Genomic DNA, 22,399 nt, shown 5'->3' with positions numbered 1-22,399 from the left:
TCAGCGATGGTGACGTTCGCGCAGGCGCAGGAGCGCGCGGAAGAGTGGATCAACGGGGACGTGCCGTCGTACCAGCATCGTGAGGTGCGGGTGCGGGAGTTCGACCTCGGGTTCGTGGTGTGGGCGGAGGACCGGGCGGACGGGCCGCGTTCCGACGGCGGCGCGCAGCGGCTGGTGATCGCGCGGGACAGCGGCGAGGCGACCCTGTGGCCGGGGTTGCCGGTGGGTGAGGTGATCCGCCGGTACGAGGAGGAGTACGGCCGTCCGGACACGGCCCAGGAACCGGCGCCGGCTCCGGCGGCCCGGGTGGACCTGAACCAGACGTCCTTCCTGCTGACTCCGCCGGAGTGGTTGCAGGACGCGGCGGACAAGCTGGGGATTCCGGATCGGCGGGGGGCGGGTGCGCAGGGGGGTGAGGGCGCCACTGCGGCGTCTGCCTCTGGTGCCGGGGCTGGTGATGCCGGTTCTGGTGCCTCCTGGCCCGCTGCCGTGGGGAGCGACTCGGGGAGTGGCTCGGGGGTGGGGGCGCCGGGTGCGCCTGCCGGGGCTACGCCCTGGGCCGGTACGGACACCAACGGCGATGCCGGTGACGACCGTTCCGTACCGCTCCCCGCGACGGTTTTCGCGCCGCCGCTGAGCGAGACCGACGGGGACACGCCGCCGCCGTCGGCGCCCGACGCCAAGACGGCGCTGATGTCGGGCGGCAGCGGGCTTCCGCCGACGGCGGTGTCACCGGCGATCGACGAGCCGAACGCGCAGGGCGGTCAGGGTGCCGGTCCGGGTGCGGCCGGGCCTGCGGGTCCTGCCGGTTCCGCCGGTGTGCCGCAGCCGCCGGCCGGGCCGGGTACGCCTGCGCGGCCGCTCGCGCCGAACGCCGGGGACATCGCCGACGCCGCGACCAGCAAGGCGAGTCCGCCGCCGGGTCGTGGACGGGGCTCGGGTCCGACGACGCCGCCTCCGCCGGGCGCTCCCGGGACGCCGGGTGCGCGGCCGGGCAGTATGCCTGCGCCGTCGGGGCCCGGGGCGCCGGGTACGCCCGCGGGTGGTTACGTGCCTACGCAGCTTGTGTCGGCGCTTGGGCCGGAGGGGCCTGGGGCGCCTGGGGGCCCCGGCAGCGAGGGCGCCGGTGCGCCGCTGCCTCCCCAGCAGCCGCCGGGGCCTCCTGGTGCGCCGAATCCGCCCGGTGCGCCGCAGCCTCCTGGTGCGCCGAATCCGCCCGGTGCGCCGCAGCCTCCTGGCGCCCCGAACCCGCCTGGTGCTCCGAACCCGCCCGGCGCTCCAGGTGGTACGCCCCCGGGGGGTGTCCACCATGCCGCGACGATGCTGGCCGACCCCGGTCGGGGCGCCCCGGGCGCGCCGCAGCCTCCCGGGCCTCCCGGGCCTCCGGCTCCTCCGGGCGCGCCTGGTGCACCCGGAGGGCCTGGTGGGCCTGGCGCCCCCCAGCCGCCTGGCGCGCCGGGTGCTCCCGGCGGCCCGGGTCCCGTGCATCACGCGGAGACCATGCTGGCCGCGCCTCCGGCGGGTGGCCCCGGCGTGCCTCCGCCGCCGCAGGCCCCCGGCGCACCACCCGCCGCACCGGGCGCTCCTGGCGTGCCCGGTGCGCCGCCGATGCCGCCGCCGGGTGGGATGCCGGGTGCGGTGCCGCCCGGTGCGATGCCGCAGGGCGGGATGCCGCCCGGCCCCATGCCCCCGGGTGGGATGCCGCCCGGTGCGATGCCGCCGCCCGGTCAGCCCGCCCCCGGGCAGCCTCCGGCGTACGGCTATCCGCAGCAGCCCACCGGACAGCCGACGGTCGGCCCCGGCTACCAGGCCGTGCTGCGCTACCGCGCGCAGGACGGTTCCGAGCAGCAGCTGATCCGGCGTTCGGCGCCGGGTACGCCGCACCCGGAGTGGCAGATCTTCCACGAGCTGCGGGCCATGAACGTGCCGCCGGACCAGGTGCTGGAGCTGCACACCGAGCTGGAGTCGTGCGAGCTGCCGGGTGCGTACTGCGCGCGGATGATCCGGGAGCAGTGGCCGCAGGCGCGGATCACGAGCATCGCGCCGTACGGTACGGACCACGCGAGCCGGCAGCAGGGCATGCAGCAACTGCTGGCCCACCAGGGCGAGTTGCACCAGGTGGCGGACGGTCCGGCGCGTCCGGCTCCGGTGCGGGCGCCGCTGCCGCCGGTGCAGGCGGTACCGCCGATTCCGCCGGAGGCCATCGCGCAGGAGCTGGGTGCCGCGTTCGGGCCGGGGGTGTTCCGGTTCGAGCAGGCCGCCGTGTCCCGGCAGGGTGTGCCGCCGGTCGTGGCGCACACGCTGGTGGCGGCGGGCCTGCCGATGGACATGGGCCCCTTCTTCTGGGCGCAGGCGCAGCCGGGCCGGCCCGTGCCGACGCTGGCGGAGCTGGCGGCCGAGCGCGGTGTGCAGCCGGCCCCCGACGCCGGGTCCTACCTGGTGATGGGCAGCGACTTCGGCAAGGCGATCTGCGTGCAGTACGGCACGGCGAACATCGTCGCGGTGCCGGTGGAGCCGGGGCCGGGCGGGGCGCCCGTACCGCCGCAGTTCGTGAACACCGGGCTGCCGGAGTTCGCGCGCTGCCTGGCGCTGCTCGGGCGGATGTGGCGGCTGCGGTTCGGTCTGAACCAGGAGCAGGCGGGCCGTTGGACCGTCGACTTCCAGGCGCAGTTGGCCGCGCTCGACCCGGCGGCGCTCGGGTCGCCGGAGAGCTGGTGGTCGGTGCTGCTGGAGCAGATGTGGGACGGACTGCTGTGAGGCGTCGCCGCTGAGGTGTCCTGGAGTGACCTCTGTGTGGAGTGTCGTGTTATGGATACTTCCGCCTGATCCACCAAGATGTGCGCGAAATCATCCCATTTCGTGCTCGATCGCGCGTCGGCGTGGTGGAGAGGGACCCCGGTATGAGCAGCGCATCGGTGTCCCCGCACGGCTTCCTGGCCGTGCGGGGGCGCGGTTACCGTCCCGAGCAGGTCGACGAGTACGCCGAGGCCCTCTCCGGCGACCGTGACGCGGCCTGGGAGAGGGTGGCCCGGCTGACGGTGCTCGCCCGGCAGATGGACGCGGAACTGGAGCGGCTGCGGGACGCCGTGGCGCGGCTGGTCCCGCAGACCTACGAGTCGCCGGCTACCGGCTGGCCGGTGCGTTGCCGGCGTCGGCGTCTGCTGGCCGTGTCTGCGCCACGCGGCCCGGGCACCGTCGACCACCGGCCCACCGGCTGCGTGTTGGCGTCGCCACTGGCCACCAGCCGGCCAGCGCCTTGCCGACGCTGCCGCCAACCGCCCGCCGGCCGTCGATTCGGCGTGATGCCGGCAGGGCGTCGGCGACGAGCGCGCCTTGCGCGACGCTGTCGTCCGTTGGCCGCCGCTTCCGTGCGGCGCCGGCAGGGCGCCGTCGATCACCGGCCGGCGGCTGTGCGTCGGCGGTGCCGCCGAACCCGGCCGGCCCGCGCGTTGCCGACGGCGCCGCCGGCCCTCGTGCCCTGTGTGTCAGCGGTCCCTGCGTACCGCGCCCGCCAGGATCCAGCCCTCCACCGCCTCGTACTCGTGGCGTTGTTCCTCCGACTTGCGGCGGCCGGAGGCCAGGGTGCCCAGCCAGCCGCAGGCGAAGCCCAGGGGGATGGAGAGCAGGCCGGTCGTGGTGAACGGGAACCAGTTGAAGTCGGCGTCGGGGAAGGCGGAGACGGGCGAGCCGGAGACCAGGTTGGTGCCCGGCATCAGCAGCAGGACCGCCAGCGAGCCGCCGATGAGGGTGCTCAGCAGGCCCGTTCGCGTGTAGCGGCGCCAGAAGAGGCTGTAGACCAGTGCGGGCGCGATGGCCGAGGCACCCAGGCAGAACGACAGCGTCACCAGGGGCTGCAGGCTGTGATGCTGGACGAGTGTGGCCAGGAGGATCGCCGGGATGCCCACGGCCAGCGCCGACAGCCGCGCCAGTGTCATCTCGCGGCGCGGTGACATCTCCCGCACCCGCGCCGCGAACACGTCGTGCGCGAGGGAGTTGGCGCAGGCGAGGATCATCCCGGCGACCGAGGCGAGCAGCGTGAGGAAGACCGCCGTGGTGACGGTCGTGAACAGGAACGTCTCCGCCGACGACACGTCCGCGCCGAACGCCGCCTGCGAACCCAGCAGGTACGCGGTGTTGCCCTGCGGGTCGACCTGCGCGATCACCGCCCGGCCGACCAGCGCGGTCGCGCCGAAGCCGACGACCGTGATGATCAGCACGAACAGCGCCACGCCCGACACCGCCCAGGACATCGAACGCCGCACCTGCCGTGCACTGGAGGCGGTGTACATGCGCATGGTGACGTGCGGCAGTACGCCACCGCCGAGGACGACCGTCAGCTGCGCGGTGATCATGTCCAGGTCGGGGCTGGGGCCGCTCGCGAACTGGAGCCCCGAGGAGAGGAACGCCTTGCCCACACCGCTGTTCGCGGCGGCCGCGTTGAACAGGGCCCCCGGGTCCCAGTCGAACCGGTTGAGGATCAGCACGGCGACCACCATGCCGGAGCCGAGCAGCATCACGATCTTCAGGATCTGGATGAGTGCGGTGCCCTTCATCCCGCCGATCGCCGCGTAACTGATCATCAGCGCGCCCACGCCGACGATGCAGCCCGTCTGCAACGACTCGCCCGAGAAGCCGAGGACGAACGCCATCAGCTGCCCGGTCCCCGCCAGCTGCACGACCATCAGTGGCAGCAGCGCCGCCAGGGTCACCCCACAGGCCGCCATCCGCACGCCGCGTCCCGGCATGCGGCGGGTCAGCGCGTCGCCCATGGTGAACCGGCCCGCGTTGCGCAGCGGTTCGGCCAGCAGGAACATCAGCAGCATCAGGGACAGCGCCGTACTGAGGGCCAGTACGGTCCCGTCGTAGCCGAACAGGGCGATCACGCCGCCCGTGCCGAGGACGGTCGCGGCGGAGATGTAGTCGCCGGCGACCGCCAGGCCGTTGCGCATGGGGGACAGGGAGCTGTAGCCGGTGTAGAACTCGTCGAGGTCGTCCCGGTCCGGGCCCGTCATCACGCACAGCAGGAGCGTGATCGTGGCCACCGCCGTGAAGCCCACGAGCGACATCGCCTGGGCGTTGCCGCTGAACTCGGTGGTCACCGCGTTCCCTCCCGCCTGGCGTCCAGTTCGGCCTGCTTGCGTATCCGGTCGGCGATCGGGTCGACGCGGCGGCGGGCCGTCTGCTCGTACAGGACGATCGCCAGCCAGGTCACGGGGACCTGGACGAGCGCGAGCAGCAGACCGGTGGGCAGGCCGTCGGTGACGGTGCTCGTCATGAAGGACGGGGCGAACGCCGACAGGATCAGGAACAGGACGAAGTAGCCGAGCGCGGTGAGCGTGGCCACGCGCCGCTGCCAGCGGTAGGCGCTGCGCAGCACCCGCAGGTCGCTGTGGTGCCCGAGCGCGACACGGCGCTGCGGACGCCTGCCGACCGGTTCGGGCTCCTGCTGCGGCACCCAGGGATAGGTGTCGTAGGAGGGCGAGGAATCCGGCGGGCGGTACGGGTAGGACGGTGGCGGCGGGTCGTAGGACATCCCGGTGCTCCTTGCGCGGATCGGTTCCGGTGCGGCGGACCGCAGGGAGGTGGGGGGAGCGGCCACGCACGTTACTTCGGAGTACCCGGACAGCGCGAGAGTTTCGGCAAACTGATTGGTCGGTATGCGCTTGCCTTTCTGACCTCGGGTGTTACCCGCGTTAACGCATGTTCGCCGGAGGTGTCGGTGGCGCGAAGGCCAAGTCCCGCCGTACGTGGCGCACTGCGGGGCGGCCGTCCACGACGGTGTCCTCGACGGGTGTGAAGCCGTTGCGGGCCAGGACCGTCATGGAGGCCCGGTTGTCCAGATGGGTGACCGCGGTGAGGGAGGTCAGCCCGTAGTCGGAGGCGGCCAGGCGGCACACCTGGGCGACGGCCGCCGTCGCCACGCCACGGCCCGCGGCCCGTTCGCCCACCCGGTAACCGAGTTCGGCGCAGCCGTCCGCCAAGTCGAGCAGGTTGACCCGGCCGACCAGGTTCCCCTCCTCGTCCAGGACGACATGGAAGCGGCACACGCCCGCGTCCTGCTCCGCGAGGAGCGCCCGGAGGCGTTCGGCGAAGCCCTCCGCCGTGAAGAAGGCGTCTCCGCGGTCCGGAACCGTGCGGGCGAAGTACGCCCGGTTCTCCCGCTCGAAGGCCAGCAGCGCGTCCGCGTGATCGGCCCGGAGCCGTTCCAAGGTCAGCATGGGCGGGAGGATACGTACGGTCAGTCCTTGAGCACCGGGAATTTCCGGGGGCGAGGAACAGCAGCACCAGGAACGCCACCGCCGCCGCGCAGGACGCGCCCAGGTAGACGGCGTGCACCGCGTCGGCGATCGCCCGCCGGGTCGCCTCCGGCGCGGTGCCCGAACCGAGGGCCCGGGTCACCGAGTCGAGGTCGCCCGTACCGCCGAGCCGGGCGGCCAGCACCCCGTTGGCGACCGCGCCGATGACCGCCGCGCCGATCGTCTGGCCGGTCTGGCGGCAGGGCCCTCCCCCTGGTGTCTGCCTGCCCCTTGCACCTACCTGCCGCCCGACAGCTTCGCACTTGGCCCGCCCGGCACCCGACCTCCACCCCTCAAAGACGCGCTTCGCGCGACCCTTGTCTGATTCAAGCTGCGGGAGGGTGGAGCCTGAGTGAGCCGGCGGGTGGAGCGAACCCTGAGACGGTCTCCACCCTTCGGTGGACTGCCCCTAGGGGTACCTCCGTACTACGACCTGGGGAGGGTTCGTACCGGCGGAGGACGAGACGCGCGGGGGCCGGTCCTTAACCTGGCTTTACGCCGTCGGGGGGCGGCTCTGCACACCGGCGGGGGTGGGGTTTTCCACAGGAAAAGACTGCGCTGAGCACCAGGGCGTGGGGCCCCTCCCCACCGCGAGACTGAAACGCGTCGGACGGATCCCTCGCCCGCATCGCGTACCAGCGGCTGCCGACCAGGCGACCGCCTTCACCATCTGCTGACCGATATAGGAGACATACCGTGACTTCGGCTGTGACCATTCCCAGGCACGGGGGTACTGGAGGGCGTACGGCCGTTGCCGCGCGGGCGCGGCAGGTCGTGAAGGCGTACGGGACCGGTGAGACCCGCGTCGTCGCCCTCGACCACGTCGACGTGGACATCGCACGCGGCCAGTTCACCGCGATCATGGGCCCCTCGGGGTCCGGCAAGTCCACGCTCATGCACTGCCTCGCCGGGCTCGACACCGTCACCGGCGGCCAGATCTACCTCGACGAGACCGAGATCACCGGCCTGAAGGACAAGAAGCTCACGCAGCTGCGCCGGGACCGGATCGGGTTCATCTTCCAGGCGTTCAACCTGCTGCCGACGCTCAACGCCATAGAGAACATCACGCTGCCCATGGACATCGCGGGCCGCAAGCCGGACAAGCAGTGGCTGGCGCGGGTCGTGGAGACCGTCGGGCTCGCAGACCGGCTCAAGCACCGGCCCACCCAGCTCTCCGGCGGCCAGCAGCAACGCGTCGCCGTGGCGCGGGCGCTGGCGGCCCGGCCCGAGATCATCTTCGGGGACGAGCCGACCGGAAACCTCGACTCGCGCGCCGGCGCCGAGGTCCTCGGCTTCCTGCGCCGGTCCGTGGACGAGCTGGGCCAGACCATCGTGATGGTCACCCACGACCCGGTCGCCGCCAGCTACGCGGACCGCGTGCTGTACCTCGCCGACGGCCGCATCGTCGATGAGATGTTCAAGCCGACCGCGGAGGCCGTCCTCGACCGCATGAAGGACTTCGACGCCCGGGGGCGCACGTCATGACCGTCATGAAGACCTCGATGCGCAACTTCCTCGCGCACAAGGGGCGGATGGCGCTCTCCGCGATCGCCGTCCTGCTGTCGGTGGCCTTCGTCTGCGGCACGCTCGTCTTCACGGACACCATGTCCACGACCTTCGACAAGCTCTTCGCGGCCACGTCCTCCGACGTGACGGTGAGCGCCAAGGGTGCCTCCGACACCGGTGAGACCACCGCCGACAACGGCAAGCCGCCGGTCATGCCGGCCTCCGTGCTCGGCGAGGTCCGCAAGGCGCAGGGTGTGAAGTCCGCCGAGGGCGCGGTGTTCTCCACCTCCGTGACCGTCGTGGACGCCGACAAGGACAACCTGTCGCCCTCCAGCGGCGCCCCGACGATCGTCGGCGGCTGGAACAGCAACGAAGCCCGCACCATGAAGATCACCTCGGGTGCGGCCCCCAGGAGCGCCGACCAGATCATGGTCGACGCCGACACCGCCGACAAGCACGACCTGAAGCTCGGCGAAGAGATCGGCGTGATCAGCGCCGTCGGCACGCACACCGCGAAGATCTCCGGCATCGCCGACTTCACCGTCACCAACCCCGGCGCGGCGATCTTCTACCTCGACACCAAGACCGCCCAGCAGGCCCTGGTCGGCGAGAGCGGCGTCTACACCAACGTCAACGTCACCGCGGCCTCCGGCGTCAGCGACGCGCAGCTGAAGAAGAACGTCTCGGCCGAACTGGGCGCCGGCTTCCAGGTGCAGACCGCCAAGGAGACCGCCGACGCCAACCAGAAGGACGTCGAGGGCTTCATGAACGTCATGAAGTACGCGATGCTCGGCTTCGCCGGGATCGCCTTCCTCGTCGGCATCTTCCTGATCATCAACACCTTCTCCATGCTGGTCGCCCAGCGCACCCGCGAGATCGGTCTGATGCGGGCGATCGGCTCCTCCCGCAAGCAGGTCAACCGCTCCGTGCTGGCCGAGGCGCTGCTGCTCGGCGTCGTCGGATCGGTGCTGGGCGTGGGCGCGGGGGTCGGCCTCGCGGTCGGCCTGATGAAGCTCATGGGCCAGATGGGCATGGAGCTGTCCACCGACGACCTGACGGTGGCCTGGACGACCCCGGTGGTCGGCCTCGTCCTCGGGGTCGTCGTCACCGTCCTGGCCGCCTACCTGCCCGCCCGGCGGGCCGGCAAGATCTCCCCGATGGCCGCACTGCGCGACGCGGGAGCCCCCGCGGACGCCCGGGCCGGCTGGATCCGCGGTGTGATCGGCACGGTCCTCACCGGCGCCGGAGGTGTCGCCCTGTACCTGACGGCCGAGGCTGACAAGGCCACCGAGGGCTCACTGTGGCTCGGCCTCGGCGTGGTGCTGTCGCTGATCGGCTTCGTCGTCATCGGCCCGCTGCTCGCCGGCGGTGTGGTCCGCGTCCTGGGCGCCGTCCTGCTGCGGATGTTCGGCCCTGTCGGCCGCATGGCCGAGCGCAACGCCCTGCGCAACCCGCGCCGCACCGGCGCGACGGGCGCCGCGCTGATGATCGGCCTCGCCCTGGTGGCGTGCCTGTCCGTGGTCGGCTCCTCCATGGTGGCGTCCGCCACCGACCAGCTCGACAAGACCGTCGGCACGGACTTCATCATCCAGTCCGACAGCGGCCAGCTGATCACCCCGCAGGCCGTCAAGGCCGCGAAGTCGGCCTCGGACGTGGAGCGGGTCACCGAGTACAAGTGGACCAAGGCCGACTTCACCACCCCCGACGGCAAGACGCTCAAGAACACGGCGATCACGGCGGCCGACCCGTCGTACGCGACCGACCTGCGCACCGAGACGGTCGCCGGCGAGCTGCCCGACGCCTACAAGCCCGACTCGATGTCCGTGCACGAGAAGTTCGCCAAGGACCACGGCATCAGCCTCGGGTCCAAGATCAAGGTCGCCTTCAAGGACGGCTCCACGGCCGACCTGACGGTCCGGGCGATCACCAGCAGTGACGTCGTGATCGACGCGGGCGCGATGTACACATCCATCTCGACGCTGGCCAAGTACGTCCCCGCCGACAAGATGCCGCTGGACTCGCTGCTCTTCGCCACCGCCAAGGACGGGCAGCAGGACGCCGCCTACAAGTCCCTGAAGTCGGCCCTGCACGACTACCCGCAGTACACCGTGCGCGACCAGACCGACTACAAAGAAGCGCTGAAGGACCAGATCGGCCAGCTGCTCAACATGATCTACGGCCTGCTGGCCCTGGCGATCATCGTCGCCATCCTGGGCGTCGTGAACACCCTGGCCCTGTCGGTGGTGGAGCGCACCAGGGAGATCGGCCTGATGCGGGCGATCGGCCTCTCCCGCCGCCAGCTGCGCCGCATGATCCGCATGGAGTCGGTCGTCATCGCCCTCTTCGGTGCCCTCCTGGGCCTCGGACTGGGCATGGGCTGGGGCGCCACCGCACAGCAGCTCCTCGCCCTGGAGGGCCTGGGAGTCCTGGAGATCCCCTGGCCGACGATCATCGGCGTCTTCGTCAGCTCGGCGTTCGTGGGACTGTTCGCGGCGCTCGTCCCGGCGTTCCGGGCGGGCCGGATGAACGTCCTGAACGCGATCGCGACCGAGTAGCCGGCCAAGACCACCGCACACGGGGGTTGCGGAGGACGGGCCCGCCCCGGAGGTTTCCGCCTCCGGGGCGGGCCCCTGTGCTCGACAGGGTGGGGGAGCACCCGGTGTCAGCCCGCCGTCCGCCGCTCCAGGACCACGTATCCGTTGGCCTTGCCCGCGACGGCGTACTCGGCGCCGGGGTGCAGCCGCCGGGCGTAGCCCACGGGGTCGCGGTACCTGCCGTCGACGTTCTCCAGGGCGATGTACTCGGGGGTGATGCCCTGGGTGCCGCCGAGCCAGAGGACGCGGCAGCGAGCGGTCAGGCGGCTGATCGGGCCGACGTTGGCCTCGACGGTGGCGCCGTCGGGGATCCGCGCCAGGAGCCCTTCGACGCCGGACACCGCGGCGGGCTCCCGGTAGACCCCGGCCTCCGTGAGCTGCGCCAGCGGCAGCGAGGTGGTCAGCGCCAGGGCCGCCGCGGCGACGGCGGCCGGCAGCTGGGCGGCGTACGAGCTCAGCCACGGACGCGGGCTCGTGCGCGCCGTCGTGAGGGCGTCGGCCAGGGCGAGGAAGACGACCGGCATCAGGACCGCGCTGTAGTGCCAGTCGGTGCCCCAGTAGTGCTCGTCCCCGGACAGGAAGCGCCAGCCGAGCGTCGGCAGGGCCACCAGCAGCAGCGGGGAACGCAGGGCGAGCAGTCCGCTGGTGGGGACCAGGAGCCAGGCGAGGGTGCGCAGCTTGGTGCCGAGGCCGTCGACGGGGCTGCCCGACTCGCTGACCTTGGTCCAGTAGTCGTAGGTCCCGGAGGTGTTGAACGACGGGATGACCACCGTGAGGACGAGCAGCGTCGCCGCCACGCCGAACACCGCGGCGGCGAGGGCGTACGGAACCGTCCGGGGCGACGAGTCGCGCGCCCGCCACGCGACGACGAGCGCGATCGCCGCCAGCGTCAGCCCCAGGTCCTCCTTCACCAGCACCAGGGGAAGCGCCCAGTGCAGGGCCGCGCGCCGGCGCTCCGTGAGCAGGGCCTCCAGGGAGAAGGCGATCAGCGGGACGGCGAAGCAGATCTCGTGGAAGTCGAAGTCGACGGCGCGCTGGACGCCCCAGGACAGTCCGTAGGCGAGGCCGAGCGTCAGACCGCGGCGCCGACCGAGGAGCCCGGCGGCGGCGCGGGTGACGGGTACCGCGGACAGGGCGAAGAGCGCGGCCTGCGCGACCAGCAGCGTGACCGGCGAGGGAAACAGCCGGTACACCGGCGCGAGCAGGGCCGTCACCGGGCTGAAGTGGTCACCCAGGATGTCGAAGCCCGGCCCCTTGAGGTCGGCCACCGGCGCCCGCAGATGTGCGTACGCCCGCACGACCTGCTCGAAGATGCCGAGGTCCCAGGAGAGGGTCGTCATGTGCTGGTAGCGGCCGACGGAGACGGCCGCGTAGGCGGCGCACAGGGCGGCGCCGAGGATCCAGGGGTCCCACCGCCCGCGGCCCGGGGGCGGATCGTCGCGGGGCAGGCCGACCGGCGCCGGTATGTGGGGCTGGGGCTCCGAGGCCTGGAGGGTGGGCGCAGGCATGCCGTGCCTTACGGGTGGTGGGGGCCGCTCGGGGGACGGACCGATCATGCCGTGGCGAAATCAACGGGTGGGGGCGATGGTGTGAAGGTTGGGCGGCTGATTCCCACTTGACCGGCCGCACTTGCCCGGCCGTGACCGGCCGCACCTGCTCGGCCAGGACCGGCCGCGCGGGCTCGACCGGAACAGGCGTTGCCCACAGCCCCGCCGCGCGGACGCGCGTCGTCGTACGCTGGAGACCCCCGGCCCGCAGCGCGCGTCGGGCCCGTCGTGTTGCCCAGCCCTGGACGGAAAAATCCCCGAATGAGCCTGCACGGTCTGCTCGACGCCGTAACCAAGGACGCCGCCCTCGCGGAAGCGATCAACGCGGCCGCAGACGGCAACCGCATGCATGTCGACCTGGTCGGCCCCCCTGCGGCCCGCCCCTTCGCGGTCGCCGCCCTGGCCCGCGACACCGGCCGCCCGGTGCTGGCGGTGACGGCGACGGGCCGTGAGGCGGAGGACCTGGCCGCGGCCCTGCGCTCCCTCCTCCCGCCGGAGGGCATCGTGGAGTACCCCTCCTGGGAGACGCTCCCGCACGAGCGGCTCAGCCCCCGCAGCGACACCGTCGGCCGCCGCCTGGCCGTGCTGCGCCGCCTGGCCCACCCCCGCCCCGACGACCCCGAGACCGGCCCGGTCTCCGTCGTCGTGGCGCCCGTGCGGTCCGTGCTTCAGCCGCAGGTCAAGGGCCTGGGCGACCTGGAGCCGGTCGCCCTGAGGACGGGACAGACCGCCGATCTGAACGAGATCGTCGACGCCCTCGCGGCCGCCGCGTACGCGCGCGTGGAGCTCGTGGAGAAGCGCGGCGAGTTCGCCGTGCGCGGCGGCATCCTCGACGTGTTCCCGCCCACCGAGGAACACCCCCTGCGCGTCGAGTTCTGGGGCGACGACGTCGAGGAGATCCGCTACTTCAAGGTCGCCGACCAGCGCTCCCTGGAAGTCGCCGAGCACGGCCTGTGGGCGCCGCCGTGCCGCGAGCTGCTGCTCACCGAGGATGTCCGCGCGCGGGCGCGTGCCCTGGCCGAGGAGCACCCCGAGCTCGGTGAACTGCTCGGCAAGATCGCCGAGGGGATCGCGGTGGAGGGCATGGAGTCCCTCGCGCCGGTCCTGGTCGACGACATGGAGCTGCTGCTCGACGTGCTGCCCAAGGGCGCCATGGCCGTCGTGTGCGATCCGGAGCGGGTCCGCACGCGCGCGTCGGACCTGGTGGCCACCTCCCAGGAGTTCCTCCAGGCCTCCTGGGCGGCCACCGCCGGCGGCGGCGAGGCGCCCATCGACGTCGGCGCGGCCTCCCTGTGGTCCATCGCCGACGTCCGGGACCGGGCCCGCGAGCTGGACATGATGTGGTGGTCGGTGTCGCCGTTCGCCGCCGACGAGGAGCTCACGGAGACATATGCCGCTGACGCGGCGGGGGACACGCTCAAGCTCGGCATGCACGCCCCGGAGACCTACCGCGGCGACACCGCCAAGGCCCTCGCCGACACCAAGGGCTGGCTCGCCGACGGCTGGCGCGCGGTGTTCGTCACCGAGGCGCACGGCCCGGCGGCCCGTACGGTCGAGGTGCTGGGCGGCGAGGGCATCGCGGCCCGCCTCGACACCGACCTCGCCGACCTCTCCCCGTCGGTCGTGCACGTGGCGTGCGGCTCGATCGAGCACGGCTTCGTCGACCCGGCCCTCGGACTCGCCGTCCTGACCGAGACGGACCTGACGGGCCAGAAGGCGGCCGGCCGCGACGGCGCCCGGATGCCGGCCCGCCGCCGCAAGACCATCGACCCACTCACCCTGGAGCCGGGCGACTACATCGTCCACGAGCAGCACGGCGTCGGCCGCTACATCGAGATGGTGCAGCGCACCGTGCAGGGCGCGACCCGCGAGTACCTGGTCGTCGAGTACGCGCCCGCCAAGCGCGGCCAGCCCGGCGACCGCCTGTACATCCCCACCGACCAGCTGGAGCAGATCACCAAGTACGTCGGCGGCGAGGCCCCCACCCTGCACCGCCTCGGCGGCGCCGACTGGACGAAGACGAAGGCCCGCGCGAAGAAGGCCGTCAAGGAGATCGCGGCCGACCTGATCAAGCTCTACAGCGCCCGCATGGCGGCCCCCGGCCACGCCTTCGGCACGGACACCCCCTGGCAGCGCGAGCTGGAGGACGCCTTCCCCTACGCGGAGACGCCCGACCAGCTCACCACCATCGCCGAGGTCAAGGAGGACATGGAGAAGTCCGTCCCCATGGACCGCCTGGTCTGCGGCGACGTCGGCTACGGCAAGACCGAGATCGCGGTCCGGGCCGCCTTCAAGGCCGTCCAGGACGGCAAGCAGGTCGCCGTCCTGGTGCCCACGACCCTGCTGGTGCAGCAGCACTTCGGGACGTTCAGCGAGCGGTACGCGCAGTTCCCGGTGAACGTGAAGGCGCTGTCCCGCTTCCAGACCGACACGGAGGCCAAGGCGGTCCTGGAAGGCCTGCGTGAGGGCTCGGTGGACATCGTCATCGGCACCCACCGCCTGTTCTCGTCGGAGACCAAGTTCAAGGACCTGGGCCTGGTCATCGTCGACGAGGAGCAGCGCTTCGGCGTCGAGCACAAGGAGCAGCTGAAGAAGCTCCGCGCCAACGTCGACGTGCTGACCATGTCCGCCACCCCGATCCCCCGGACGCTGGAGATGGCGGTCACCGGCATCCGCGAGATGTCCACGATCACGACGCCTCCGGAGGAACGGCACCCGGTGCTGACCTTCGTCGGCCCTTACGAGGAGAAGCAGATCGGCGCCGCCATCCGCCGCGAGCTGCTGCGCGAGGGCCAGGTCTTCTACATCCACAACCGCGTCGAGTCCATCGACCGGGCCGCCGCCCGGCTGCGCGAGATCGTCCCCGAGGCGCGCATCGCCACCGCCCACGGCCAGATGTCCGAGCAGGCGCTGGAACAGGTCGTCGTCGACTTCTGGGAGAAGAAGTTCGACGTGCTGGTGTCCACGACCATCGTGGAGTCCGGCATCGACATCTCCAACGCCAACACCCTCATCGTGGAGCGCGGCGACACCTTCGGCCTGTCCCAGCTGCACCAGCTGCGCGGCCGGGTGGGCCGGGGCCGCGAGCGCGGGTACGCGTACTTCCTCTACCCGCCGGAGAAGCCGCTCACCGAGACCGCGCACGAGCGGCTCGCGACCATCGCCCAGCACACGGAGATGGGCGCCGGCATGTACGTGGCGATGAAGGACCTGGAGATCCGCGGCGCGGGCAACCTGCTCGGCGGCGAGCAGTCCGGTCACATCGCGGGCGTCGGCTTCGACCTGTACGTCCGGATGGTCGGCGAGGCCGTCGCCGACTACCGCCGCCAGCTGGAGACCGGAGAGATCGAGGAGGAGCCGCCGCTCGAGGTCAAGATCGAGCTGCCCGTCGACGCGCACGTCCCGCACGACTACGCGCCCGGCGAGCGGCTCCGGCTCCAGGCGTACCGCGCCATCGCCTCCGCCAACACGGAGGAGGACATCAAGGCCGTACGCGAGGAACTCGTCGACCGCTACGGCAAGTTGCCCGAGCCGGTGGAGAACCTGCTGCTCGTGGCCGGTCTGCGGATGCTCGCGCGGGCGTGCGGCGTCGGCGAGATCGTGCTCCAGGGCACCAACATCCGGTTCGCGCCCGTGGAGTTGCGCGAGTCGCAGGAGCTGCGGGTCAAGCGGCTGTACCCCGGCGTCGTCATCAAGCCGGCCGTGCACCAGGTGCTGGTGCCGCGCCCGAAGACCGCGAAGGTCGGCGGCAAGCCACTGGTCGGGCGCGATCTGCTGGCGTGGGTCGGGGAGTTCCTGACGTCGGTGCTGGGCTCCTGACGTCGGTGCTGGGCTCCTGACGCCGACGTCCTGTCAGGCCACCGGTCGTACACGTGCGCCGGTGGCCTCGCGCAGGGCCGCCGCCGGCCCGGGCCGGACGGAGTGTCACCGGCCGAGCGAAGCCGCCCGCAGGAGCTGTCTCTCCGCGGACGGCCTCTGAGGGTGGAGGCCTTACTGCTGGTCGGGCCCTTCGCGGTCGCGGTCGCGGTCCATGCCGAGCTGTCCCTCGACCCGCTGCTGCCCGGCGTCGACCTGGTCCTCGTACGTGCCGCCGGTCCTCTCGTTCATCTTCTGTTCCGCGGAGTCGGAGCGATGCTTGCCCTTGCTCCGCGCCTGGCTCTTGAACTTGTCGAAGATGCCCATCCAGAAACTCCCTCCGGAGATGGCTCAGAACCGACGATACGCGCGGCATACGAGGAATGCCCGTTTAGGGCCGATGTGGTCTGGACCTCTTCCTCGCTACGGTGGTATCAGGCACACGCCGCCCGTGCGGAGGCGGAACAGGCAAGCAGGGAGGGGCGCACGGTGAGGCGTCTGAGGCGCGGGGCGGCACTGGCCGTCGCGATGATGTTCGCCGGTCCGGCGCTGGCCGGCTGTGAAGGCCTGACCCCGCCCTCGGACGGCGGTGGACCCTCGGGTTCCGGCGTCCCGGCGGCCGGTGACGGACGGGCCGTGAGCCCGCTGGACAACCCGGACGGCACGAAGCCGGGCCTGGCGGCGATCACCTCCACCCAGGACAGGGCGCGGGCCCGTGCCGTCATCGAGAAGGTGGAGACGAAGGGGCGGGGGCCCAGGACGGGCTACGAACGGGACAAGTTCGGCTACGCCTGGATGGACTCGGCACCGGCCGACGTCCCCTTCGCCCGCAACGGGTGCGACTCGCGCAACGACCTCCTCAAACGCGACGGCGAGGACCTCCGCTTCCGCTCGGGCTCGGACTGCGTCGTCATGGCACTGACGCTGCACGACCCGTACACCGGGAAGGTCATCGAGTGGACCAAGTCCCGTGCGACGAAGGTCCAGATCGACCACGTCATGCCGCTGTCCTACGACTGGCAGATGGGCGCCTCGCGCTGGACGAAGGACAAGCGTGAGGCCATCGCGAACGACCCGCTCAACCTCGTCCCGGTGGACGGGCCGACCAACGGCTCCAAGGGCGACTCCGGTCCGGCGTCCTGGCTGCCCCCGAACAAGCGGATCCGCTGCGCCTACGCGGTGCGCTTCGCCCAGGTGTCGCTGAAGTACGAGCTTCCCGTCACGGCGGCGGACAAGCGGATGATGCTGAGGCAGTGCGGCGGTTGACACCGGACGACCTGAGCCCGGGCGGAGTGCGCCGGACGCCGGGCGGCCTCGTCGCGCTGGCCGTCGGCGGGTTCGGCATCGGTCTCACCGAGTTCCTCATCGCCGGGCTGCTGCCGCAGGTGGCGTCGAGCTTCGCGGTGTCCGAGGCGGCCGCGGGCCGGCTGATCTCCGGATACGCGCTGAGTGTCGCGGTGGGAGCGATCGCGCTGACCGCGGCGACGGCACGGCTGCCCCGCAAACAGGTCCTGGTCGGCCTGGTGGCGCTGTTCGTCCTCGGCAACCTGCTGTCCGCCGTCGCGCCGAACTACCCGGTGATGCTGCTCGGGCGGATCGTCGCGGCGTTGTGCCACGGTTCGTTCTTCGGCATCGGCTCGCTGGTCGCGCGCAGCCTGGTCGCGCCGGAGAAGAAGTCCCAGGCCGTGGCGGTCATGTTCGCCGGGCTGACGGTCGCGAACGTGCTGGGCGTGCCGTTCGGCGCGCTGGTCGGTGAGCGCTGGGGCTGGCGGGCGGCGTTCTGGGCGGTCACCGCGATCGGCGTCCTCGCCCTGGCGGGGATCGCCGCGCTGGTGCCCGCGGGGGCGGGCCGGACACCTCCGTCCACGGGGACGGCAGATGGAGGACCGGTGCCGCCCGGCGGCCTGCGGGCGCAGGTGCGGGCCTTCCGCTCCTGGCAGGTCTGGCTGACGCTGACGGCCACCGCGCTCGGCTACGGCGGGATGTTCGGTGCCTTCAGCTACATCGCCTACACCTTCACCGAGGTCAGCGGCTTCGCCCCGGCGGACGTCGCCTGGCTGCTGATGGTCTACGGCGTCGGACTGGTCGTCGGGAACATGGTCGGCGGGCGCGCGGCCGACCGCGACCGTGACCGTGCCCTGGTCCTCGCTCTGTTCGGACTCACCGTCACGCTGGCCCTGTTCGGGCTATTCGCCGGCAGCGCGACCGCCTCGGTCGTCCTGGTGTTCCTGATGGGGGTGACGGGGTTCGCCAGTGTGCCCGGGATGATCACGCGTGTCACCGATTACGCGCACGGGGCGGCACTGGCCGCCAGCGCCAACGTGTCCGCGTCCAACGTCGGCAACGCCCTCGGCGCCTGGCTCGGAGGCCTGGCCATCACCGCGGGCCTGGGCTACACCTCACCGCTCCACGTCGGTGCCGGCATCGCCCTGCTGGCCACCATCGTCATGGTCATCGCCGCGCGGCAGGCCAGGTCTTCGCAGGTGGCGGACCGTGTCCCCACGCGGTAATCCGGTTCCGGCCGTGTCCCTTCACGCCTACCGTGGCCGCATGCAACCGAAGGTATCGTGCCTCGCCGACCGCCCGGACATGCGGGAGCGGGTCGTCGGGATGGCGGACAGCTGGCCGGAGTTCACGATCCAGGACCTCGTCGGTGCCGCGCACTTCCCGCGGATCGCCGCCGAACTCCCGGAGTACGTCCTGTTCGCCGAGGACGAGCAGGGCGAGGTCGTCGCGAACGGCTTCAGCGTGCCCTTCGCCCTCCAGGCCGAAGGCCGTGGCCGACTGCCCGGGAACGGCTGGGACACGGTCCTCGTGTGGGCGTTCTCCGACCTGCGCCGCGGCGTCCGCCCCGACACCGTCAGCGCGATCTCGATCTCCGTCGCCCCGCACGCCCAGGGTCGCGGCCTGTCCGCGCTGATGCTCTCCGCCATGCGCGACAACGCCCGGGCGCACGGCTTCCGGGAGGTCGTCGCCCCGGTCCGCCCCAACGCCAAGCACCTGGAACCGCACACGCCCATCGAGGAGTACGCCCACCGGGGCCGCCCCGACGGCCTGCCCCAGGACCCGTGGCTGCGGGTCCACGCCCGGGCCGGTGCCACCATCGACTCCGTGGCACCGGCGTCCATGACGGTGGCCGCCCCACTGGCGGACTGGCGCCGCTGGACGGGGCTGCCCTTCGACACCCGGGGCGACATCGAGGTGCCCGGCGCCCTGGTGCCGGTGCGCTGCGAACCGGAGCGCGGCTACGCGGTGTACGTCGAGCCCAACGTGTGGATGCGGCATCCCCTGTGACCGGGCGGGCCCGTCCCGGAGCTCCCCTACGCCCCGTAGGCCAGTTGGCCCGCCACCTCCGCGAGTTCGTGAGCGGGCTCGACGCCCAGCTCCCTGCGCAGCCGTCGCCGTAGGTCCCGGAACAGCTCGGCGGCCCTGCTGCCGACCGCGCCGAGGTGCTGCTCGTCTCCGGGATGAGCAGCGAGGACATCGGCAGGGCGGCGGCCCGGGCCGGACTGGCCCTGTTCGAACTGGCGCCGCGCCGCCGCACGGTCGAGGACGCCTACTTGAAGCTCACGGCCGATGCGGTCGAGTACCGGGGATCCGTGCAGCAACCGGTGGAAGGGAGCCGGGCATGAGCACGGCCGTACTGCGGACGGAAGTCGACAAATTGCCGTCGCTGACCTCGACGTGGTGGTTCCTCGGCATCACCGCCGCGGTGTCGCTCGCGCTGAGCGGCTTCGGGGTGCGGGAGACGGCGGAGGGACAGGAGCCGGGCATCGCCGACGTCCTGACGGGACCGGCCTTCGCCCAGCTGCTCATCATGGTCTTCTCCGCCCGTTCGGCCACCATGGAGTTCCGCACGGGCACGATCGGGGCCTCCCGTCTGGCCGTGCCGTCCTGGCAGCGGCTGCTGACGGGCAAGGCGGCGGTCGTCGCCGGGGCAGCCGCGCTCGCCGGCGCGGTCCGCATGGCCGGTGGCCTCGCCGTGGCGGCGCTGGCGGAGCCCGCCGCGCGGCTCACCCCGCACTCCGGACTCGGGCTGGCGCCAGCTCCTCACGGTGTCCGTGGCGTTCGCGATCACCGCAGTGATCGGACTCGCGGTCGGGCTGCTGCTCAAGAGCGGGGGCGCGACCGTGGCGGTCGTGCTGGTGTGGTCCCTGGTGGCCGAGCCCGCGCTGGGCGCCGCGGGCGAATGGCTGCTCAGCGTCGACATCGGTGCCTGGCTGCCCTTCATCGCGCTCAGCGACCTCCGGGGCCAGCCCGGCGGGACGCCGTTCCCCGGCGGCCCCTACGCGGCGGGTCTCTACGTCACACTCCTCGCCGCCGGGCTGCTGGCGGCGGCGATCCGGGTCCAGGAGCGCAGGGAGCCCTGACCTGACCTGACCTGACCTGACCGGACCGGACCTGACCGGACCGGAACGGAGGCCCGGAGCCCCGGAGCCCGGAGATCCGGAAGCCCGAGACCCCGGGAGGGGACCCCGCCGACCCCCCCCGGACGCGGCTCCCCTCCCGGCCTGGACCGCGCGGCGGTGCCGGAAGTCCCGGTGAATCGTTGGTCGAATGGGTTGGCCAGAGCTTGGCCACTGCCTACCATCGATCACCGCAAGACCTTGTGCACCGTCGCACAATCTCCTCGGGAGGTCTCCTTGCACCGCCGCCGTCGCACCGCGCTCGTCCTCACCGCCGCGATCGCCGCCGCGGCGCCCCTTCTCACCGCATGCGGCAACGACGCGCATCCCGGCGCGGCGGCCGTGGTGGGCGGCCAGCGGATCACCGTCTCTCAGCTGGAGGACCGGGTCGGCGAGGTACGCGCGGCCCAGCGGGCGGCCGTGCGGGACGATGCCCAGTACCAGCAGGCCATCGCCGGCACCGGCACGCTCGCCCGCGACACCCTGCACACCATGGTCCTCGACCGGGTGCTGCACCGCGCCGCCCAGGACGCCGGTGTGACCGTCACTCGCAGGGAGATCCAGGAGATGCGGTCCGGCCTGGAGGAGCAGGCGGGCGGCGCCAAGGCGCTGGAGACCACCTGGCTCCAGCAGTACGGCATCCCGCCGCAGCGCCTGGAGGAGAACCTCCGCCTCCAGCTGGAGGCCCAGAAGCTCGCTCAGCAGCTCGGCACCGACACCAACCGCCCCGAGTTCTGGAAGGCCCTGTCCGAGGCCTCCAAGGACCTGAACGTCGACCTCAACCCGCGCTACGGCACCTGGGACGTCCAGAAGAGCAGCCGAGCCGACGCGAAGACGCCGTGGGTGCGGGACGTGTCGGCGGCGCAGGCGCAGCAGAACATGTAGGGCACCGCCGCAGGACCCCCCGGCACCCAGGCACCCAGGCACCCGGGGCCTGTGGATGACTTCCGGGCTTGTCGGCGGCGTGGGATAGCTTCGAATCGTGAACGCCAACAGCCCCGAAGCCCCCGGCCGCATCGTCCTGCTCACCACCAGCCACCGCGTCGCCCCCGGCCTGCTGTCCTGGCCCGCCTGGCAGGCGCTGCACGCGGCCGACCAGGTGCTGTGCGCGGACGGCGCGCACCCGCAGCTGCCGTATCTGCGCGAGGCGGGGATCACCGTCGACGAGGCGACCCCGACGGCCGAGGAGCTGGTCGACGCCTGCGCCGGTGGCCGCACGCTGGTCGTCGTGGCGACGGGCGAGGGCGAGCCGGCCCTGACGGACGGCCTGGCCCGCCTGGCCGGCAGCGGCCGCGTCGCCATGCCCGAGCTGGAGCTGCTCCCCGCGTCGTACGACCTGCCGGGCGCCCGCCTGCTCGATCTCGTCCAGGTCATGGACCGTATCCGCGCCGAGTGCCCGTGGTCGTCCCAGCAGACGCACAAGGGCCTGGCCAAGTACGGCATCGAGGAGGCGTACGAACTCGTCGAGGCGATCGAGGAGGGCGACCGCGACGAACTGCGCGAGGAGCTCGGTGACGTCCTCCTCCAGGTCGTCTTCCACGCCCGGATCGCCGAGGACGACCTGGAGAGCCCCTTCTCCGTCGACGACGTCGCCGCCGGGATCGTCGCCAAGCTGATCCACCGCCACCCGCATGTCTTCGGTGACGAGACGGCCACCACGCCCGAGGAGGTCAAGGCGCACTGGCTGCGCACCAAGGCGGTCGAGAAGCAGCGCAGCTCGATCACCGAGGGCATCCCCCTCGGCCAGCCCGGCCTGGCCCTCGCCGCCAAGCTGGCGTCCCGGGCGCGCACAGCCGGCCTGGACATACCACTCCCGCCGGTGGAGGGCATCGGCTACGACCTGCTGGCCCTGGCGGTCCGCGCGGAGGCGGAGGGCGTCGACCCGGAGGCGGCCCTGCGAGCGGCGGCCCGCGCGTACCGGGACGCGATCAGGGAGGCGGAGCAGGGCTGAGACCGGCCGGGGCAGGGCACAGGGGGCGGAGGCCGGCTGGGACGGGCCCGGGCTCAGGGCACAGACGGCGGAGGACCGCAGGGACCGGCCGGGGCGAGGCACAGGGGGCGGAGGCCGGCTGGGACGGGCCCGGGGGCAGGGCACAGAGGGCGGAGGACCGCAGGGACCGGCCGGGGCGAGGCACAGGGGGCGGAGGCCGGCTGGGACGGGCCCGGGGGCAGGGCACAGAGGGCGGAGGACCGCA

The 22,399-nt window shown here is 72.5% G+C and carries 16 protein-coding genes and 2 pseudogenes; 11 read left to right on the top strand and 7 right to left on the bottom strand.

Annotated elements, in window-relative coordinates:
* The first annotated feature begins 6 nt into the window (after positions 1 to 6).
* On the top strand, positions 7 to 2,757 hold the full coding sequence (locus tag AC07F0_RS00615; RefSeq protein WP_478972382.1) for an SUKH-4 family immunity protein: 2,751 nt from the start codon (positions 7 to 9) through the stop codon (positions 2,755 to 2,757).
* Positions 2,758 to 2,900: 143 nt separating this feature from the next.
* Positions 2,901 to 3,119, top strand: a pseudogene (locus AC07F0_RS00610) (cellulose-binding protein); the annotation flags it as partial.
* A gap of 366 nt (positions 3,120 to 3,485) precedes the next feature.
* On the opposite strand, the gene AC07F0_RS00605 reads toward AC07F0_RS00610, so the two are convergent.
* The 4 genes and pseudogenes from AC07F0_RS00605 to AC07F0_RS00590 all read right to left on the bottom strand — a co-directional run.
* Positions 3,486 to 5,099, bottom strand: a complete 1,614-nt coding sequence (locus AC07F0_RS00605) for a sodium/solute symporter (RefSeq protein WP_478972379.1) — start codon at positions 5,097 to 5,099, stop codon at positions 3,486 to 3,488.
* Positions 5,096 to 5,533 (bottom strand): DUF485 domain-containing protein, encoded by a 438-nt coding sequence (locus tag AC07F0_RS00600; protein ID WP_478972376.1) that lies wholly within the window; start codon positions 5,531 to 5,533, stop codon positions 5,096 to 5,098. The genes AC07F0_RS00605 and AC07F0_RS00600 overlap by 4 nt, the downstream gene beginning before the upstream one ends.
* 160 nt (positions 5,534 to 5,693) lie before the next feature.
* Positions 5,694 to 6,218 (bottom strand): GNAT family N-acetyltransferase, encoded by a 525-nt coding sequence (locus AC07F0_RS00595; RefSeq protein WP_478972373.1) that lies wholly within the window; start codon positions 6,216 to 6,218, stop codon positions 5,694 to 5,696.
* Positions 6,219 to 6,238: 20 nt separating this feature from the next.
* Positions 6,239 to 6,501: pseudogene (locus AC07F0_RS00590) on the bottom strand (MFS transporter); the annotation flags it as partial.
* A gap of 491 nt (positions 6,502 to 6,992) precedes the next feature.
* On the opposite strand from AC07F0_RS00590, the gene AC07F0_RS00585 reads away from it, so the two are divergent.
* Positions 6,993 to 7,781: an ABC transporter ATP-binding protein gene (locus AC07F0_RS00585; RefSeq protein WP_356028569.1), complete on the top strand. Its 789-nt coding sequence runs from the start codon at positions 6,993 to 6,995 to the stop codon at positions 7,779 to 7,781.
* Positions 7,778 to 10,357 carry an ABC transporter permease gene (locus tag AC07F0_RS00580; RefSeq protein WP_478972370.1) on the top strand — a complete coding sequence of 860 codons (2,580 nt, stop codon included), beginning with the start codon at positions 7,778 to 7,780 and terminating at the stop codon, positions 10,355 to 10,357. Before AC07F0_RS00585 ends, AC07F0_RS00580 begins: the two co-directional genes overlap by 4 nt.
* A gap of 107 nt (positions 10,358 to 10,464) precedes the next feature.
* On the opposite strand, the gene AC07F0_RS00575 is transcribed toward AC07F0_RS00580, so the two are convergent.
* Positions 10,465 to 11,904 carry a DUF2079 domain-containing protein gene (locus tag AC07F0_RS00575; protein WP_478972367.1) on the bottom strand — a complete coding sequence of 480 codons (1,440 nt, stop codon included), beginning with the start codon at positions 11,902 to 11,904 and terminating at the stop codon, positions 10,465 to 10,467.
* Positions 11,905 to 12,204: 300 nt separating this feature from the next.
* On the opposite strand from AC07F0_RS00575, the gene mfd reads away from it, so the two are divergent.
* A complete protein-coding gene (gene mfd, locus AC07F0_RS00570; protein WP_478972364.1) occupies positions 12,205 to 15,762 on the top strand; it encodes a transcription-repair coupling factor in 3,558 nt (1,185 codons plus the stop codon).
* A 171-nt stretch (positions 15,763 to 15,933) separates the two neighbouring features.
* On the opposite strand, the gene AC07F0_RS00565 is transcribed toward mfd, so the two are convergent.
* A complete protein-coding gene (locus AC07F0_RS00565; RefSeq protein ID WP_478972361.1) occupies positions 15,934 to 16,125 on the bottom strand; it encodes an Rv0909 family putative TA system antitoxin in 192 nt (63 codons plus the stop codon).
* A 162-nt stretch (positions 16,126 to 16,287) separates the two neighbouring features.
* On the opposite strand from AC07F0_RS00565, the gene AC07F0_RS00560 reads away from it, so the two are divergent.
* The 3 genes from AC07F0_RS00560 to AC07F0_RS00550 are packed head-to-tail and all read left to right on the top strand — an operon-like array spanning position 16,288 to position 19,092.
* Complete coding sequence (locus AC07F0_RS00560) at positions 16,288 to 17,064, top strand: HNH endonuclease family protein (RefSeq protein ID WP_478972358.1); 777 nt, start codon at positions 16,288 to 16,290, stop codon at positions 17,062 to 17,064.
* A complete protein-coding gene (locus AC07F0_RS00555) occupies positions 17,052 to 18,308 on the top strand; it encodes an MFS transporter (protein ID WP_478972355.1) in 1,257 nt (418 codons plus the stop codon). The genes AC07F0_RS00560 and AC07F0_RS00555 overlap by 13 nt, the downstream gene beginning before the upstream one ends.
* Before the next feature lie 40 nt (positions 18,309 to 18,348).
* Entirely contained in the window at positions 18,349 to 19,092 is a 744-nt protein-coding gene (locus AC07F0_RS00550; protein WP_478972352.1) for an N-acetyltransferase, read from the top strand.
* A gap of 26 nt (positions 19,093 to 19,118) precedes the next feature.
* Here the strand turns inward: AC07F0_RS00550 and AC07F0_RS00545 are convergent, their stop codons facing one another.
* The gene (locus AC07F0_RS00545) at positions 19,119 to 19,406 is read right to left on the bottom strand and encodes a hypothetical protein (protein ID WP_478972349.1); all 288 of its coding nucleotides are present in this window, start codon (positions 19,404 to 19,406) and stop codon (positions 19,119 to 19,121) included.
* A 363-nt stretch (positions 19,407 to 19,769) separates the two neighbouring features.
* Between AC07F0_RS00545 and AC07F0_RS00540 the strand changes: the two genes are divergently transcribed.
* The 3 genes from AC07F0_RS00540 (at position 19,770) to AC07F0_RS00530 (ending at position 22,155) form a co-directional block, all read left to right on the top strand.
* Positions 19,770 to 20,168: a hypothetical protein gene (locus tag AC07F0_RS00540; RefSeq protein ID WP_478972347.1), complete on the top strand. Its 399-nt coding sequence runs from the start codon at positions 19,770 to 19,772 to the stop codon at positions 20,166 to 20,168.
* Between the two features lie 273 nt (positions 20,169 to 20,441).
* Positions 20,442 to 21,089: a SurA N-terminal domain-containing protein gene (locus tag AC07F0_RS00535; protein WP_478972344.1), complete on the top strand. Its 648-nt coding sequence runs from the start codon at positions 20,442 to 20,444 to the stop codon at positions 21,087 to 21,089.
* A 97-nt stretch (positions 21,090 to 21,186) separates the two neighbouring features.
* Positions 21,187 to 22,155: a nucleoside triphosphate pyrophosphohydrolase gene (locus AC07F0_RS00530; protein ID WP_478972341.1), complete on the top strand. Its 969-nt coding sequence runs from the start codon at positions 21,187 to 21,189 to the stop codon at positions 22,153 to 22,155.
* The last annotated feature ends 244 nt before the right edge of the window (positions 22,156 to 22,399 follow it).

Source organism: Streptomyces sp. NPDC045955 (genome assembly GCF_056430805.1).
Note: the sequence above shows the minus strand (reverse complement) of the source record. Positions and strands in the feature narration are given on the sequence as shown.

Coding starts and splice junctions, on each gene's coding strand:
- AC07F0_RS00600 (WP_478972376.1), bottom strand. CDS start 5,533: ATGTCCTACGACCCGCCGCCACCGTCCTACCCGTACCGCCCGCCGGAT.
- AC07F0_RS00550 (WP_478972352.1), top strand. CDS start 18,349: ATGCAACCGAAGGTATCGTGCCTCGCCGACCGCCCGGACATGCGGGAG.
- mfd (WP_478972364.1), top strand. CDS start 12,205: ATGAGCCTGCACGGTCTGCTCGACGCCGTAACCAAGGACGCCGCCCTC.
- AC07F0_RS00575 (WP_478972367.1), bottom strand. CDS start 11,904: ATGCCTGCGCCCACCCTCCAGGCCTCGGAGCCCCAGCCCCACATACCG.
- AC07F0_RS00615 (WP_478972382.1), top strand. CDS start 7: ATGGTGACGTTCGCGCAGGCGCAGGAGCGCGCGGAAGAGTGGATCAAC.
- AC07F0_RS00580 (WP_478972370.1), top strand. CDS start 7,778: ATGACCGTCATGAAGACCTCGATGCGCAACTTCCTCGCGCACAAGGGG.
- AC07F0_RS00595 (WP_478972373.1), bottom strand. CDS start 6,218: ATGCTGACCTTGGAACGGCTCCGGGCCGATCACGCGGACGCGCTGCTG.
- AC07F0_RS00565 (WP_478972361.1), bottom strand. CDS start 16,125: ATGGGCATCTTCGACAAGTTCAAGAGCCAGGCGCGGAGCAAGGGCAAG.